Origin of the sequence: Agrobacterium sp. CNPSo 3708, assembly GCF_028674915.1 — a bacterium.
In the GTDB taxonomy this organism is placed as follows: domain Bacteria; phylum Pseudomonadota; class Alphaproteobacteria; order Rhizobiales; family Rhizobiaceae; genus Agrobacterium; species Agrobacterium cavarae.
The window spans coordinates 64,901-79,612 of record NZ_JAQZSF010000001.1; the positions used below are offsets into that span (position 1 = coordinate 64,901).

The following is a 14,712-nucleotide window of genomic DNA, read 5'->3' on the forward strand; positions in this document are numbered from 1 at the left end:
ATATGGCGACCAATCATCCGTTTCAGGGGAAGGTTCTCGACAGCACGCAATTGATGCTGGGTGAAGGACCAAGCTTCGATCCGATCTCCAAGCGGATCGGCTGGCTGAACATTATCGGCAAGGAGTTGCATGAACTCGACCCGGCATCGGGCGAGAAGACCGTTACGTCCCTGCCCTTCATGGCAAGCGTGGTCGCCGCCATCGATGCGGAGCAGCAGTTGCTGGGAACGGAAGATGGCCTCTTCATCCGCAACCGCTCCACGGGCGAACTTTCGCTGCATGTCGATTTCGAGCCCAACAAGCCCGGCAACCGGTCGAATGATGGCAGAGTGCATCAAAGCGGCGCGCTCTGGATCGGCACCATGGGCAAAAAGGCCGAGGATGGCGCAGGGGCGATCTATCACGTCGCCAAGGGCGTCGTAACGACGCTTTTCGACGCGATCAGCATTCCGAACGCCATCTGCTTTTCGCCGGATGGCGCGACGGCCTACTTTGTCGACACCAATGTGAACCGGTTGATGAAAGTGGCGCTCGACCCCGCAACCGGACTTCCGACCGGCACTCCGAGCATCTTCCTCGATCGATCCGAGGATGAAGGCGGCATCGATGGTGCGGTCTGCGATGCCGAGGGCAACATCTGGAACGCACGCTGGGGCGAAGGTGCTGTCGATCGCTATGATCCAACCGGCCGGCACACCGACCATTACGAGCTTCCGGCATCTAAAACGACCTGCCCGGCCTTCTTCGCCGCTTCGGCGGACCGCCTGCTGGTGACGTCCGCATGCGAAGGACTGGAAGACGACGAGATCAAGGCCAACCCAATGCACGGCGCCACATTCGATCTCGGCATTACCGTCAAGGGCAGGCTCGACGGTATTTACAAGCTGTAAGGTTTGCGAACTCAAGCATGTCGCGCAAAAGCGTGTAGCGGTTTTGCGGTGCCGACATGCGACAAAACAGGAACTTAAAGCGTCCGGAGCGATCTGAAAGACCGCGACGCGCTTCAAAAGGGCGCCATGTACATTAATGGCGTCCTCAGATTATAAGAAAATGCTTTTAGAAATCAGCTTCGCGCGATACGGCAAAGACGAAGTGGGTGCGAAGGCGGTCGTCAAAGACCCCTCGCCCCTAGAACCATCAGATCAGTTCAGATCTGCGCTGGCTACGCGATAGCTGTCGTGCAGGTAGCGGCGAGTAGAGGCGGCATCTGCCGGGCGTCCGTAGAAATATCCCTGCCCCATGGCGCAACCGAGCCCTCGCAACTTTTCGGCCTCGCTGCCATCTTCGATCCCCTCGGCGACGACCTCGAGGTCGAGACCATCGCACATGGCGACGATCGCCTTGATGATGTGCTCCGAGGGGCGGTCGGTACTGATGCGGGAAACGAAGGCACGGTCGATCTTGACCTTGTCGAAGGTGAAGTCGCGCAAGCGGCCCAGGCTGGATTGTCCGGTTCCGAAATCATCCAGAGAGATGCGCACGCCCGCATGCTGAAGCTCCGAGATAATGCGCTGCGCAGTATCCGCCGAACTCATGACCGCCGTCTCTGTAATTTCGAGCTCCAGGCGCCGGGGGTCGAGGCCGACGCGACGCAGACTGGAAAGAATATTGGCCGCTGTCGATGGGTCCATCAATTGAGCGGACGAGAGATTGAAGGAGAGAAAGAGTTCGCGCGGCCAAGACAACGCGGTTTCGGCGGCCTTTCGCAGCAGGGTCTCGGATAGCGCGTCGATAAACCCACGCTCCTCCGCCAAAGGCACGAATACATCCGGCGGCACGAAACCGAGATCCGGATCGTGCCATCGCGCCAATGCTTCGAAACCGATCACCGTGCTATCGGCCAGCCTGACAATCGGCTGGAAGTGTACGTCGATGGTGTCGCTGATGATCGCGTTTCGAAGTGCCTGCTCCAGTTGCGTGGCACGCTTCATCTCCTGGGCGATCTCGCGGGAGTAGACGGTGATCTGGCCGCGTCCGCGACGTTTCGAGCGATAGAGCGCGGTTTCCGCACTCTTCATCAAGTCCTCGAACTCCTCTCCCGCGAAGGGATGGATGGCAAAGCCGAATGAGGAAGACAGGCGCACGTTGCGATCGCCAAGATCGTAGGGTGCCGACAACACATCCTTGATCATCTGCCCGATGCGCTCTGCACCGCTGCGCTCGAAAATAAGCGGCAGGATGAAGGCGAACTCATCGCCATCGTGGCGCGTGACGATCGAGCCATCCATCATGCAAGCCTTCAAGCGATGCGCCACCTGGCAGAGAATTTCGTCTCCGGCATGCGCGCCGAACAGGTCGTTGATGGGCTTGAATCCGTCAATATTGACAATGCCGACAGCAAACGGTGCGGGATCGGCGGCCCGTTCAGCCGCCAGCAGCTTTATCTTGTCACGCAGTCGATACTTGTTGCCGAGCCCCGTGAGCGGATCGCTATACGCCATCGCCTGCAATTCATGCTGGCTGATGAGCGGAAGAGTCGGCGCGGGCGGGTTCATTCACATATCCTGTGGGCCTGTGGTGGTCGCTATTATCGGTGGCCCGCAATTAACAAAGAATATCGCCGCGAATACGAGATCCCACCACCACGAACATGTGTGCGGTCATCCATGAAGGCTGTGAGAGAAACGCGGCAGAAAACGCTTCAGCAACATATCGATTATATCCGGACTAATTGGTTTGAGCAACATTTCATCCATGCCGGCATTGAGGCAGGCACGCTGATCTCCCTCGAAAGCCAAAGGAACGACGCCGATCAAAGGTGTTCTTTCGCCCGTCGAGGATTCCAGCCTGCGGATTTGTCTAGCAACCTCAAAGCCATCGATATCCGGTAGCGTGGTATCCAGGAGCACGACCGACGGCTTTTCCGACTGGAAGAGCGCCAGCGCTTCGTTGCCGGATTGCGCCAGCCTGTACTCGATCTGAAGACCTTCCAGTATCTGCGAAAAAACGATCTGGTTGATCTTGTTGTCCTCGACGACGAGAACATCGAGCCTTGGTCGGTTGAGCGATTCGTCATCGCTGTTGATAACGACCCAATCGTCGTCCTTGCCCCTGCCCTGCTGCGTGTTTTCAAGCGAGCGAAAATGATGTGTCAGCATATTGACCAGCGAACTGCCGATCTCGAACTCATCCGCCATCATCACGCCGATGCCGAATGTCGTCGGCAGGTCCAGACATTCGAGCGGCAATTGCACGTCAACCACAACGAGGTCGATCTTGACACCCATGGATGCGGAGAGGCTCAAAAAGGCTTCCTGCTCCTGGAGGCCGACGGCGACCGCGCAATCCACACCGATCGTCGACAATCGCTTGCAGGCCGCTTGGCCCGCCTCGGCATTCGGCATGACGAGAAGGACGCGACGGCCCTTCATCACCAATGAAGCCTGGTGGTTTTCGTCATCCATGTAGGAACTGCGCAGGAAGGACAGATGCTCCAGCCCCGGGATGATACGCCTGCCATCCGGCTGGGTCACGGCAAAGGCTGTGACGTCATCCATCGTCGTCACGAGAAAATATTGACCAGGCTTGCCGACCCTGTGCTTTCTGGTGATGACGAGGATCTCGTCACCCGTCAACAGCGTGACCATTTCCGGCAGGATGGCCGGCACGCCGGTCTCAAGCACTTGCCTGTCCATCGCGTCTATGCGTGTCGCAAGCTCATCCGAATGAATATCGAAGACGTTGCGACCGAGGATCAGGTCCGGTGAGGTTTCAATCAGAGAACAGCCAGCCTTGTTGACGGCCGAGTAAATGCGGTTTTTGTCCTTCACGAAGATGGACAGTGGCAGATTGTCGAGGATTTCCTCGGTGATCTGGACGCGTTCGATGTCGGCGCGCCAATGTTCCTCGCGTCTTTTCTGCTCGGTGATATCGGCGATGGCGCAAATGCAGAAACCGGAAGGAACGCGCCGCTTGGTGAAACGCAGCCATCTGTCGCCAGGGCGCTGCTCCACCGTTTCGGACCGTTCCGCCCAATGAGCCGCAAGGCTCTTGGCGATCCACTCTTCGCGATCAACACGGTTGCCACGCGAAGACGCCTCGCCGAAGCCGGCGCGATCGTAGATTGCGCCTAAAACATCTTTCAGTCTTGCGCCAGGTGCCACCTCTGCCTTCTCGAGCGGCAGAAGCGTGAAAAGACGGTGGCTGGCAAACACAAGGTTGTCGTCACGATCATAGATGAGAATCGCTGCAGACATTGCATCGCTAATAGCGTCTAGCATCGCTGCTTGAATGGCCACGCCGTCTGGCGCTAAATCATTCATGACAATTCCCTACACACGTTTCGAGAACGCGCTCAATTCATCTTGAAAACCTGCAATAGCAATAGGCTTTGGATATAACGGGAACATGCGGGCAAAATGCTCGACAGTCCTTCGGGATCAAACAAGACGGCCCCAGCGCTTCCGTCCTGTCCTTATCAAGCATCCTGAAAAGACAAATAAATCATTCATTCAAGCAGGATCAGTGATATCGTTTCGGGATTAAAGACCTCTTAAATTTGAAAAAAGAACAATCCAGGATTGGCGAGACAGCGAGCGTGCTTTCGGTGGAGAGGTGCGATTTCTCTTTCGTTACGCCTTCGAATCCGCGACAATAGCAGCATGTCCATCAAGCAGCTTTCAGAAACCCTGATCAACCAGATCGCCGCGGGTGAAGTGATCGAGCGCCCATCGAGCGCCGCGAAAGAACTCATCGAAAACGCCATCGATGCCGGAGCGACCCGGATCGAGATCGCCACGGCGGGCGGTGGCAAAGGCCTGGTCCGCATCACCGACAATGGCTGCGGCATGTCCACGCCCGACCTCGAACTCGCGATCCGCAGGCATTGTACCTCGAAGATTTCCTCGACACTCGACGATATCCGCACGCTTGGTTTTCGAGGCGAAGCCCTCCCCTCGATCGGTTCGGTCGCCAAGCTGACGATCACCAGTCGCGCGCAAGGCGTGACCGAAGGCGCGATCATATCGGTTACCGGCGGCAAGGTCTCGACGGTGCGACCAGCGGCTGCCAATACCGGTACGATCGTCGAAGTGCGCGACCTGTTCTTCGCCACCCCGGCCCGGTTAAAATTTCTCAAGACCGAGAAGGCGGAGGCTGCCGCCATCACAGAAATCGTCAAACGCATGGCGATTGCCTTCCCGCATATCCGTTTCGTGCTCTCGGGCACGGATCGCTCGACGCTGGAATTGCCATCGACCGGGGACGACCATCTCGCCCGCATGGCGCAGATCCTTGGAGCCGAGTTCAAGGATAATGCTATCGAGATCGATGCCGTGCGAGAAGATGTCGAGCTTACCGGCTTTGCCGGCGTTCCCACCTTCAACCGGGGTAACTCCGCGCATCAATATATGTTCGTCAACGGCCGCCCGGTGCAGGACAAGCTGCTACTCTCGGCCATCAGGGGCGCCTACGCCGAAACGGTGCCGCATGGGCGATACCCGGTTGCGGTGTTGTCGCTCCGGCTCGATCCGGCGCTGGTGGATGTCAATGTGCATCCGGCGAAATCGGATGTGCGCTTTCGCGATCCCGGCCTCGTCCGAGGATTGATCGTCGGCGCGATCCGCCAGGCCCTTTCCCGCGAGGGCGACCGTGCCGCGACCACGGGTGCTTCGCAGATGATGAGCGCATTTCGGCCTGGCTACAGCCCATCGACAGTCAGACCCTTTGCCTCACAGGCCTGGACGCCTGCCAACTCCCCGTCCAGGCCGCTGGAAATGTCGGATGGGCTGGCTCTGCGCGAACCGGCGCAGTCGCAATTTATCGACATCACCATGCCGACGGCCCGGTCGGACGTCTTTCACACGGATGAAAAGTCGGTCGCTACAACCGTCGAGCCGTCGCGCTATCCACTGGGGGCAGCGCGCGCGCAGGTGCATGCCAATTACATCGTTGCCCAAACCGAGGACGGGTTGGTGATCGTCGATCAGCATGCCGCGCATGAGCGGCTCGTCTTCGAGGAGATGCGCAAGGCGCTGCACGCCAAACGGCCCGCTTCGCAGGTGCTGCTTATCCCTGAAATTGTCGATCTTCCCGAAGAGGATTGCGACCGGTTGATGGAGCATGCGGAAGGCTTCGACAAGATGGGGTTTGCCATCGAGCGTTTCGGACCAGGCGCGGTCGCGGTTCGCGAAACGCCAGCCATGCTGGGCGAGGTCAATGTTCAGGGGCTCGTTCGGCAACTGGCCGATGAGATCGCCGAATGGGATACGGCAAGCAGTCTGTCCGGCAAGCTGGAATATGTTGCCGCCACCATGGCCTGCCATGGCTCCGTCCGCTCTGGACGGCGGATGCGGCCGGAGGAGATGAATGCCCTCCTGCGGCAAATGGAAAATACGCCAGGCTCCGGCCAATGTAACCATGGCCGTCCGACCTACATCGAACTGAAGCTTACCGACATCGAAATGCTCTTCGGCAGAAGCTGAGGATACTAGAATTACAGGCTGCGTAGGAATAGAGATCGCATCCAGACATGAGAAGACCGAGGAGACGCACGCGCATGAACAGATTTGACGGTGGACAGAGGGAAGCGAAAATCGAATATCTCGATGGCGACCTGCGTATCGTCCAGACCGGCTCCTATGTGGTTTGCGCCATGACGGGCGTTCAAATTCCCGTTGATGAATTGCGCTACTGGAGCGTTGTACGCCAGGAGCCTTACGCGGATGCCGCGGCCTCCGTAGAGGCGGAAAAAAGGGCGGGCGCTCTACCGAACCAGAAGCGCGCTTGAAGCAAAAACACACAAGCCTTGATGTCCAACTCGTCATTGTGAGAGAGCCGATATGTTCGGATATGTTGCGGGGCTGCCTGCATTTCTTAGCTACTTCGCATTCGGACTGCTTGCCTATGCGGTGTTTGCCGGCATCTACACGCGGCTGACACCGCATGACGAAATGAGGCTGATACGCTCCGGCAATCTTTCCGCCACGATCGCATTTCTGGGAGCGCTTGCAGGCTTTGGCCTGCCGATGGCATCGGCGGCTGCAAACTCCGTCAACATTATCGACTTCATCATCTGGTCGATCATCGGCATCGTCGTGCAGATCCTGGCCTTCTATGTGGCGCGCGCCAGCCTGCCCGGCATTCATGAGAAGATCGGCAGAGGCGAGGTTTCCGCAGGCGTGTGGGGCGGCGGCATCGCGCTTATCATCGGCATCCTCAACGCTGCCTGCATGACCTACTGAGGAGACTTCGCATGAAAAGACGGATGCGAAGTCACGCAAGGCCGGTTCTCGCACTCGGAACGATCACGGTATCGGGGCTGGCGCTCGCAGGCTGCGGCGAACAGCCTCCCGATGCCTTCGTCTTCAAGTCGACGCAGCAATGCGTGATGAGCGGGATCGGCGCGGATGTCTGCGATGTGGCCTTTCGCGATGCGACCACCGACTACAAAGCGAACGCGCCGCGCTTTGCCAACCAGGCGAGTTGCGAAGACAGCTTCGGCAGCGGACTGTGTACTCGATCTCCACGGACAGCGCAGGATGTCGCGCCCTTCATTCCAGCACTGACCGGATTTTACTTGGCGCGCAACGTTCGCTCGGTTTCAGATTACTATGCGGATCGCAAGCGGCAGGAAGAAGACGAGGAAGCCGCAGCCAGCTCCGGCGGTGGCGGTGGCGGCGGCAGCGGCGGTTCATTTCGCTCCGGCAGCGGCTCGGCCGTTTATAAGGATCGGCAGGGCACCGCCATGGTCGCGCGAAGCCAAGGCGACCAGGCTGGCAGCAACTCCTATCGCTTCCTGAAGAATGTCAGCTACGGCGTCCCGGAAACAACCGCACGGAGCGGTTTTGGCCATTGGAGTTCGTCCAGCCATCATGGCAGTTAAATGAAACGCATCGCCCTTCCTGAAAGACCCGACTGGCGCGAACAGGCAAAGTCCGTCGGTTTCGGGTTTCATGAAATGTATGGCGAGCCATACTGGGTCGACAATGCGGCTTACCTATTCAATTACGAGCAGATCGAAGAGGACATCGAGGCGCCCTCGCAGGAACTCCATGAGATGTGCATGGACCTTGTGGCGGATGTCGTTACCAGCGAGGAGGCGCTTGAGAAGCTTCAAATTCCAGACGAGATGCGAGACGCGGTAAGGCAGTCCTGGCTTCGGGGTGACCGGCATCTCTATGGCCGGTTCGATCTTGCCTATATGGGCAAAGGTCCGGCAAAGCTTCTCGAATATAATGCCGACACGCCGACCTCGATATTCGAGAGTGCCTATTTCCAATACGACTGGTTGACCGACCAGATTGCTGCAGGCACGCTCCCCGACGACGCCGATCAGTTCAATTCTCTTCAGGAATGCCTCGTGGAGGCGTTTCGCCAGTTCCCGTCTGAGGGCGTCTTTCACTTTTCGACGCTCCTGGACAATGAAGAGGATCGCGGCACCACCACCTATCTGATGGACTGCGCCATACAGGCCGGTCATCAGGTGGAACTCATGGATATTCGCGATATCGGCGTGAATCGAACCGGCCGCTTTACCGACCTTCAGGACCGTTTGATCGAGCGCTGCTTCAAGCTCTATCCGTGGGAAGTGATGTTCAAGGAGCCTTTTTCGGTTCACCTTCCAACGGCAGGCGACGTGTTCATCGAACCTTTATGGAAGTCAGTTCTCTCCAATAAGGGCATCCTTCCGCTTCTGTGGGAGCGTCATCCAGGACACCCCAATCTTCTGCCGAGCTATTTCACCGACGATCCGCAGGCGCAAAACCTTGCCGATTACGTCAGGAAACCGCTTTTCTCGCGGGAGGGAGAGAGCGTCTCCCTGTTTGAAGACCAGCAGCTGGTTGTTGAAAACCCCGGCATCTATGGCGCTGAAGGTTACGTCGTGCAGGCGCTTGCGCCGCTTTTCGATGTCGACGATGTCCATGCCATTCTCGGAAGCTGGATCGTTGGGGACGTGGCGTGCGGCCTGAGCATTCGCGAGGACGAAAGCCGTATCACCACCAACCTCTCGCGCTTCGTGCCTCACCTTGTCGTCGATTGACGCAGAAGATGTCACTCACCTTTAACTCTTCTGGCTATCTCCGGAACCATCAAGGGGCGCTGATGTTCGGTGTGCCGTGCGATCATCAGCACCAACACTTGGGAGATACACATGGCAGAGAAACAGCTCGACGATCTTTTTTATGACACGCTGAAGGATATCTATTTTGCAGAACGCCAGATCTTGAAGGCGCTGCCCAAGATGGCGCGGGCGGCCAGCAGCGACAAGCTGAAGGCCGCATTCGAGAAGCACAAGGAAGAAACCCAGGGCCAGATCGAGCGGCTGCAGGAGATCTTCGAACTTCTCGGCAAGCGCGCTCAGGGAAAGACCTGCGAAGCAATCCAGGGCATTATCGCCGAAGGCGAAGAGATCATGGAAGACTTCAAGGGCAGCCCGGCTCTCGATGCCGGCCTCATCTCCTCGGCACAGGCTGTCGAACATTATGAGATGGCCCGCTATGGTACGCTGAGGGCATGGGCAGAGCAGCTTGGTCACAAGCAGGCAGTCCAGTTGCTGGACGCAACGTTGAAGGAAGAGACCAAGACCGACGCAGACCTGTCGTCGCTTGCAACAGCGTCTCTCAACGCATCTGGCAAGAAAGCCGCCTGACACCGGTGCAGCCATGAAAAAAGCCGGGGCATTTGCTCCGGCTTTTTTGTTTGTTGATGGGTATTGCTTGCGCTCTACCAACCTCGACTCTCGTCAAGATCGGCGAGTTGCCTTACGGCGCCTGTGTCGAAGGGTTACGATCAACACCTTCCGTCGGCGGCGTTGCGCCGGATGGCGGGTTGTTATCGAAGGTCTGGCTGCCCTGCGCGCCCGGATTGACCGTCTGGCTCGACGTTGCAGGACCCGGAGGCGGTGGCGTCTCCGTTGTCGCAGGGGCAGTGCTTTCACCCCAGATTTCCGCGGCCAGCCATACTGCCATTGCTAGAAACAGGCTGACGACAAGAATAACCAGGACCGGCTTACCCTTAAAGCCCTGACGGGTTTCGCGCGGGGTGAATGCTTTCTTCTCCACATTCGTATGCTGCATAATCTCTCTCCTCCTCGGATCAGAGCCCAACTCGTGCTTCACTGAGAGGTAAAAGAGTTGCAACGGTCGATTGTTCCTTACACTCGCTGATGCGCGTGACAGGGAAGCGCTTTATTTCTGCAAAAGACGCCGCGTCCTGCAGTTTTCGACTGCCGCATCGATCATTGTCGACGCTGCCATTGGATCGTCGAAGACCATATCGATCTCGACCACCTGGCCGCTCCAAAGAAGCTCTGCTGCTTGTCCGGGAAGGCCCGCAAGGCGCACGGCATCTTTCGCTGTCGTTACCGGCAGCAGATCAAGATCCTTCGCCTCCTTCACCATATCGGCAAGCTCGTCCTCGCTGAACTGATGATGATCGGGAAACGACCGTTCAATGACGATCTCGCCTCCCAAGGTTTCGACGGTGCGATAGAACTTGCTGGGATCGGCGATACCGGCGAAGGCCAGAACGCGCTTTCCGGCGAAGCCCGGGAGCGGGCGGGGCTCGGTCGATGCGACAAAGACCGGTTTTGCCGCGCGGGCTGCCGTTCGGATAATCCCATCCGCGGCACTTCCATCCCCGACTTTCAAAATAGCGTTGGCCTGGCGCATCTGTTCGGCCAAAGGTGCCCGCACCGGACCACCCGGCACGAGATGGCCGTTGCCAATTCCCCGTCGTGTATCGATGACCAGCAAGGCGTAATCGAGCGTCAACCTCGCGCTTTGAAAGCCGTCATCCATGATGATCAGATCGACGCCTTCCTTGACCAAACGCTCGGCGCCCTCGACGCGTTTGCGCGAAATCACCGTCGTCGCCTCGCGCGCAAGCAGGAGTGGTTCATCCCCCACGGCAGCAGAGCGATGATGATCCGGATCGACCAGCGTCGTTACGTCCAGCGTGCCGCCATAACCTCTGCTGAGGAAGCCGGGCTTCAGTCCCTTGTCGAGTGCTGCGCGTGCAATGGCAATCGCCGTTGGGGTCTTGCCCGCACCGCCCACGGTGAAGTTGCCAATGCAGATGACCGGAACAGGAACCGAGGCTCGTTTTGCCGTCTTCATGCGATGGCCCGCCACCCGGCCATAGAGATAGGAAAAGAGGCTGAGAGCCCAGGCTTCCCAGCCAGCTTTTCTCCACCAGAAGGGCGGCGCTTCCGAAACCATTGGCCTATGAATCCCAGTTACATTTTATGGTAGCAAGAGCTAAAGCATGTCGCGCAAAAGTGTCCAGCCCTTTTGTGACAAAGACATGCAACACGGTGAGGATACCGGCACAGTCGTCCGAAATCAGACGAAAGCGCGGTTCGGCAGCAGGGCTTCGAGCCCGGTAATATCATCGAAACAATAATCGCCATCGGCAGCCAGGCTCTCGCGCGATCCGGTGCCCGTGAGCACACCGATGCGCAACCCCGCCCCCGCATTGCGGCCCATATGCAGATCGTGATTATTGTCGCCTACCACCGCCACCTGCTCAGGCTTCAGGCCGGTCGCCTCGCAGAAGCCCAGCACCATGCCCGGTTGCGGCTTGACGCCATGGCCGCTGTCATAGCCTGCGACGAAATCGAGATAGACATCGAAGCCGAAGCGTTTTGCCAGTTCCCGAATGGAGGCTTCATTGTCGCTGGAAGCAACACCAAGCTTGTAACCTCTGTCCTTCAGCCGTCCAAAGAAGGCTTGCAGATCAGTCACGGCAACGGACTTGCCCGCCGCCTCGGTAAACAGCCGATCCAGCCGCTCCGTCAGAGGCTGCAGGGCGCAAGGCGATCCGGCTGCAATCAGGCCGGCTGCAATTTCCGCGGTATTGCCTGCTGCCAGCAAACTGTCCGGTTTGACATGGCCGGTGACCGGGTCCATGCCGCAGGCGAGAAGAAGACGGTCCGCAAGCTTTGCGTCGCCTTCGGCGGCAATCGCTGCCAGCTCGCGATTGACCGGACCCCAACTGGCGTCATAGCCGATCAGGGTGCCGTCCTTATCGAAGAGAACGGCGGCAATGTCGGCGGCGGACTTCATCGAATTGTTCTGGTCCAAGGCGTCAGCCCACCGCGCTGCGTGGCTGGAGCTTGGCGGACACCGTCAGCGGGTTGATATAGGGCTCGAGCGCCTTCAGCGTCAACGACAGTGCGCCGCGCATGTCCTGGATGACCCGGCCTCCGGCATCGATCATCTTGTAGCGCTCATTATCATTGGCCAACAGGTAGTGCACCGCCTTAGCCAACATCTCCACATCGCGGATGATGCGGCCAGCGCCGGAGCGCAGAAGTTTCTGATAGGCTTCGCGGAAGTTCTGCACATGGGCGCCGGACAGAACCGCACAGCCAAGCATGGCCGGCTCCAGCGGGTTCTGACCGCCTTCCGCCATCAGCGATCGCCCGACAAATGCCAGCTCCGTCAAACGGAGGTAGAGACCCATTTCCCCGATGCTGTCGCCGAGGAAGATATCGGTTTCAGGCGTGATCACATCGTTGCGGCTTCTGCGCGCCACCTTGAGGTTCATGCCCTTGAGCATGGCCTCGATCTCATCCGCCCGTTCCGGATGGCGCGGAACGATGATCGTCAACTGACCATTGCGGGATTTGATCGCGGCATGAACGGTGGCTGCCGCCTTCTCCTCACCGTCGAAGGTGGAGATCGCTGCCCAGGTCTTTCGGTTGCTGATCTGGCGCTTATAGAGGTCCAATTGCGCCTGATCGCAGGGCGGCGGATCGGTGTCGCCCTTGAGATTGCCCGACGTGATCACCGGCCATGAGCCGAGGTCTCTGAAACGTTCCGCATCCACATCCGACTGCACGACGACCAGCGCCAGCTTGCTAAACAGCGCTTCGGCAAAATCGGAATAGCGCTTCCACCGGTCGAAGGACCGGTCGGAAATGCGGGCATTGACGCGGATTTGCGGAATGTGCCGGCGCTCCAGTTCCATCATCGTGACCGGCCAAATCTCAGATTCAGCGGTGATGGCGGCGTCGGGAGCCCAATAGGTGAGAAAGCGATTGATGCAGATCTTGATGTCGAGCGGCACATATTGGTGGATGACATCGTTGCCAAGCCGTGTGCGGCTGATATCGGCCGACGTTACCGTGCCGGTGGTCAATAGCACGTGGATGTCACGCTTGCGGATTTCGCGAATGAGCGGGATCAGCGCCAGGGTTTCGCCGACACTTGCCGCATGAAACCAGACCAGCGGACCGCGCGGGCGCTCGGCACTCGAATAGCCGAACCGTTCAAGACGCCGCTGCTTATCCTCTTTGCCTTTCGCTGCCCGATAGGACAGGTAGGGCCGGGCGAAAGGATAGGCGGCCATTCCCGCCATTCTGTAACCCGACAGGGCAAAACGTGCGATCCGGCTGTTCATACGATGCTGCCCTCGATCACTCTGCGCAATGCTTTTCCCCCGATTAACGTGGCCGGCTACTTCTGATAAAAATGCGTCTTTTTTGTTATGATTGGGTCCCGGCAAAAAATTGTCGCTCAATACCCAATATATTGTGCATCCCCGACTGGGGGATGCACTACCAATATGCATGCCGGATTATAGTGGAGAACAAGTGGGTGGAAAGCCGTTATTTGCTCTCGGGGTCGAGAAGGCGGTGCATATGCACTATAAAATAGCGCATGTGGGCGTTATCGACAGTCTGCTGTGCCTTTGACTTCCAGGCGCCGAGTGCCGTCGCGTAGTCCGGGAAAATGCCGACGATATCGAGTGCTTTCAGATCGCGAAACTGCACTTCCTGGAGATTGTCGAGTTCGCCGCCAAATACGAGGTGAAGGAGCTGTTTCTTGTTATTCGCTTCGGTCATGTCCTGTCGTCTCTTCTTTCTTCTCAAAGGCGTTCAAGGAAGCCTTCATCTGCTGGATTTTGACGTAAAAATCAACCTCTGGCCGATCGCCCAAGCTGCATCAACAGGGTCGGCAGGATGTGGTTCGCCGCGGCACAAAGAGCGCCGTGTTTGACCTGCGCGCGATTGTAGATCAACGGCTTGCCCTCAAGATCGACGAGCTGGCCACCTGCCTGATGCAGGATCAAATCGGCGGCGGCGAGATCCCAGTCATGCGAATTCGGCAGGACAAGCGTCCCATCGATCCGCCCGTCGGCTACCATGGCGAGGCGATAAGCCAGCGAGGGTACGTGCGGGATGCGCCGAACCGATGGTTTGAAGTCTGACGGAAGGCGCGCAATCACTTCCTCGGGAGCGGCAAGCTGGATCGGTCCACTGGCGGCGTCGGTGATCCGAAGCACCTCACCATTTTTTTCAGCTTTCGCATCTTGAACCGCCGTGAATTCCTCACCCAGCGCCGGTGCCACGAGGGCCGCGACCACAGGTCTGCCCTTATGAACCACAGCGACACTGACACACCACGTATCCTTGCCGTTGATGAAGGCGCGGGTGCCGTCGATCGGGTCGACCACGAAGAGCGTATCGCGTGACAGGCGCGTGTCATCATCGGTGGTTTCTTCCGACAGCCAGCCGTAATCCGGGCGAGCGGAGCGGAGCAGCCTTTCGAGGATGTCATTGGCGGCATAGTCGGCGGCACTCACCGGCGAGCGACCGCCATCTTTCCACCAGACCTCGGGGTCCTTACGGAAATGCCGTAGGGCCTCCTGTCCAGCCTCGCGGGAGGCGTTCAAAACAAGATTCAGATCGGAGCGCCAATCGGCTCCAGAAGTCTCAACTATCATACCGTCGTTCTGCGCGTGTCGCACATTTCCATTTGTGCTTTC

General features: G+C 58.3%; 15 protein-coding genes. 7 read left to right on the plus strand and 8 right to left on the minus strand.

Going from position 1 to position 14,712, the window contains the following annotated elements; translation table 11 throughout:
- Positions 1 to 2: 2 nt before the first annotated feature.
- Positions 3 to 890, plus strand: coding sequence for an SMP-30/gluconolactonase/LRE family protein (locus PVA19_RS00285; RefSeq protein ID WP_274100822.1), 888 nt, complete (start codon positions 3 to 5; stop codon positions 888 to 890).
- A gap of 252 nt (positions 891 to 1,142) precedes the next feature.
- Here PVA19_RS00285 and PVA19_RS00290 read toward each other — a convergent pair whose 3' ends face one another.
- Both PVA19_RS00290 and PVA19_RS00295 read right to left on the minus strand, forming a co-directional pair.
- A complete protein-coding gene (locus PVA19_RS00290) occupies positions 1,143 to 2,495 on the minus strand; it encodes a putative bifunctional diguanylate cyclase/phosphodiesterase (RefSeq protein WP_062438565.1) in 1,353 nt (450 codons plus the stop codon).
- A gap of 105 nt (positions 2,496 to 2,600) precedes the next feature.
- Positions 2,601 to 4,262, minus strand: coding sequence for a response regulator (locus PVA19_RS00295; protein ID WP_062438568.1), 1,662 nt, complete (start codon positions 4,260 to 4,262; stop codon positions 2,601 to 2,603).
- Between the two features lie 339 nt (positions 4,263 to 4,601).
- Between PVA19_RS00295 and mutL the strand changes: the two genes are divergently transcribed.
- The 6 genes from mutL to PVA19_RS00325 all read left to right on the plus strand — a co-directional run bounded on the left by mutL (position 4,602) and on the right by PVA19_RS00325 (position 9,589).
- Entirely contained in the window at positions 4,602 to 6,422 is a 1,821-nt protein-coding gene (mutL, locus tag PVA19_RS00300; RefSeq protein WP_274100823.1) for a DNA mismatch repair endonuclease MutL, read from the plus strand.
- A gap of 74 nt (positions 6,423 to 6,496) precedes the next feature.
- Positions 6,497 to 6,727 (plus strand): DUF2093 domain-containing protein, encoded by a 231-nt coding sequence (locus tag PVA19_RS00305; RefSeq protein ID WP_062425969.1) that lies wholly within the window; start codon positions 6,497 to 6,499, stop codon positions 6,725 to 6,727.
- A gap of 52 nt (positions 6,728 to 6,779) precedes the next feature.
- Complete coding sequence (locus PVA19_RS00310) at positions 6,780 to 7,181, plus strand: DUF350 domain-containing protein (RefSeq protein ID WP_062438573.1); 402 nt, start codon at positions 6,780 to 6,782, stop codon at positions 7,179 to 7,181.
- Positions 7,182 to 7,192: 11 nt separating this feature from the next.
- Positions 7,193 to 7,822: a DUF1190 domain-containing protein gene (locus tag PVA19_RS00315; protein WP_113178436.1), complete on the plus strand. Its 630-nt coding sequence runs from the start codon at positions 7,193 to 7,195 to the stop codon at positions 7,820 to 7,822.
- Positions 7,823 to 8,980, plus strand: a complete 1,158-nt coding sequence (locus tag PVA19_RS00320; protein WP_274100824.1) for a glutathionylspermidine synthase family protein — start codon at positions 7,823 to 7,825, stop codon at positions 8,978 to 8,980.
- Between the two features lie 111 nt (positions 8,981 to 9,091).
- Entirely contained in the window at positions 9,092 to 9,589 is a 498-nt protein-coding gene (locus PVA19_RS00325; RefSeq protein ID WP_062438578.1) for a YciE/YciF ferroxidase family protein, read from the plus strand.
- A gap of 112 nt (positions 9,590 to 9,701) precedes the next feature.
- On the opposite strand, the gene PVA19_RS00330 is transcribed toward PVA19_RS00325, so the two are convergent.
- The 6 genes from PVA19_RS00330 to PVA19_RS00355 form a co-directional block, all read right to left on the minus strand.
- Positions 9,702 to 10,016 (minus strand): hypothetical protein, encoded by a 315-nt coding sequence (locus PVA19_RS00330; RefSeq protein WP_062425974.1) that lies wholly within the window; start codon positions 10,014 to 10,016, stop codon positions 9,702 to 9,704.
- Positions 10,017 to 10,127: 111 nt separating this feature from the next.
- Positions 10,128 to 11,159 carry a tetraacyldisaccharide 4'-kinase gene (lpxK, locus tag PVA19_RS00335; protein ID WP_062425975.1) on the minus strand — a complete coding sequence of 344 codons (1,032 nt, stop codon included), beginning with the start codon at positions 11,157 to 11,159 and terminating at the stop codon, positions 10,128 to 10,130.
- Between the two features lie 123 nt (positions 11,160 to 11,282).
- The gene (locus PVA19_RS00340; protein WP_274100825.1) at positions 11,283 to 12,005 is read right to left on the minus strand and encodes an HAD family hydrolase; all 723 of its coding nucleotides are present in this window, start codon (positions 12,003 to 12,005) and stop codon (positions 11,283 to 11,285) included.
- A gap of 22 nt (positions 12,006 to 12,027) precedes the next feature.
- Positions 12,028 to 13,344, minus strand: a complete 1,317-nt coding sequence (gene waaA / locus PVA19_RS00345; protein WP_274100826.1) for a lipid IV(A) 3-deoxy-D-manno-octulosonic acid transferase — start codon at positions 13,342 to 13,344, stop codon at positions 12,028 to 12,030.
- Between the two features lie 208 nt (positions 13,345 to 13,552).
- Positions 13,553 to 13,789, minus strand: coding sequence for a DUF4170 domain-containing protein (locus PVA19_RS00350; protein WP_062425978.1), 237 nt, complete (start codon positions 13,787 to 13,789; stop codon positions 13,553 to 13,555).
- A 71-nt stretch (positions 13,790 to 13,860) separates the two neighbouring features.
- A complete protein-coding gene (locus tag PVA19_RS00355) occupies positions 13,861 to 14,667 on the minus strand; it encodes a 3'(2'),5'-bisphosphate nucleotidase CysQ (protein ID WP_274101072.1) in 807 nt (268 codons plus the stop codon).
- Positions 14,668 to 14,712: the final 45 nt, after the last annotated feature.

Excerpts from the sequence above, each read along its gene's own strand:
- PVA19_RS00285 (WP_274100822.1), top strand. The coding sequence starts at position 3 with ATGGCGACCAATCATCCGTTTCAGGGGAAGGTTCTCGACAGCACGCAA.
- PVA19_RS00290 (WP_062438565.1), bottom strand. The coding sequence starts at position 2,495 with ATGAACCCGCCCGCGCCGACTCTTCCGCTCATCAGCCAGCATGAATTG.
- PVA19_RS00295 (WP_062438568.1), bottom strand. The coding sequence starts at position 4,262 with ATGAATGATTTAGCGCCAGACGGCGTGGCCATTCAAGCAGCGATGCTA.
- mutL (WP_274100823.1), top strand. The coding sequence starts at position 4,602 with ATGTCCATCAAGCAGCTTTCAGAAACCCTGATCAACCAGATCGCCGCG.
- PVA19_RS00305 (WP_062425969.1), top strand. The coding sequence starts at position 6,497 with ATGAACAGATTTGACGGTGGACAGAGGGAAGCGAAAATCGAATATCTC.
- PVA19_RS00310 (WP_062438573.1), top strand. The coding sequence starts at position 6,780 with ATGTTCGGATATGTTGCGGGGCTGCCTGCATTTCTTAGCTACTTCGCA.
- PVA19_RS00315 (WP_113178436.1), top strand. The coding sequence starts at position 7,193 with ATGAAAAGACGGATGCGAAGTCACGCAAGGCCGGTTCTCGCACTCGGA.
- PVA19_RS00320 (WP_274100824.1), top strand. The coding sequence starts at position 7,823 with ATGAAACGCATCGCCCTTCCTGAAAGACCCGACTGGCGCGAACAGGCA.
- PVA19_RS00325 (WP_062438578.1), top strand. The coding sequence starts at position 9,092 with ATGGCAGAGAAACAGCTCGACGATCTTTTTTATGACACGCTGAAGGAT.
- PVA19_RS00330 (WP_062425974.1), bottom strand. The coding sequence starts at position 10,016 with ATGCAGCATACGAATGTGGAGAAGAAAGCATTCACCCCGCGCGAAACC.
- lpxK (WP_062425975.1), bottom strand. The coding sequence starts at position 11,159 with ATGGTTTCGGAAGCGCCGCCCTTCTGGTGGAGAAAAGCTGGCTGGGAA.
- PVA19_RS00340 (WP_274100825.1), bottom strand. The coding sequence starts at position 12,005 with ATGAAGTCCGCCGCCGACATTGCCGCCGTTCTCTTCGATAAGGACGGC.
- waaA (WP_274100826.1), bottom strand. The coding sequence starts at position 13,344 with ATGAACAGCCGGATCGCACGTTTTGCCCTGTCGGGTTACAGAATGGCG.
- PVA19_RS00350 (WP_062425978.1), bottom strand. The coding sequence starts at position 13,789 with ATGACCGAAGCGAATAACAAGAAACAGCTCCTTCACCTCGTATTTGGC.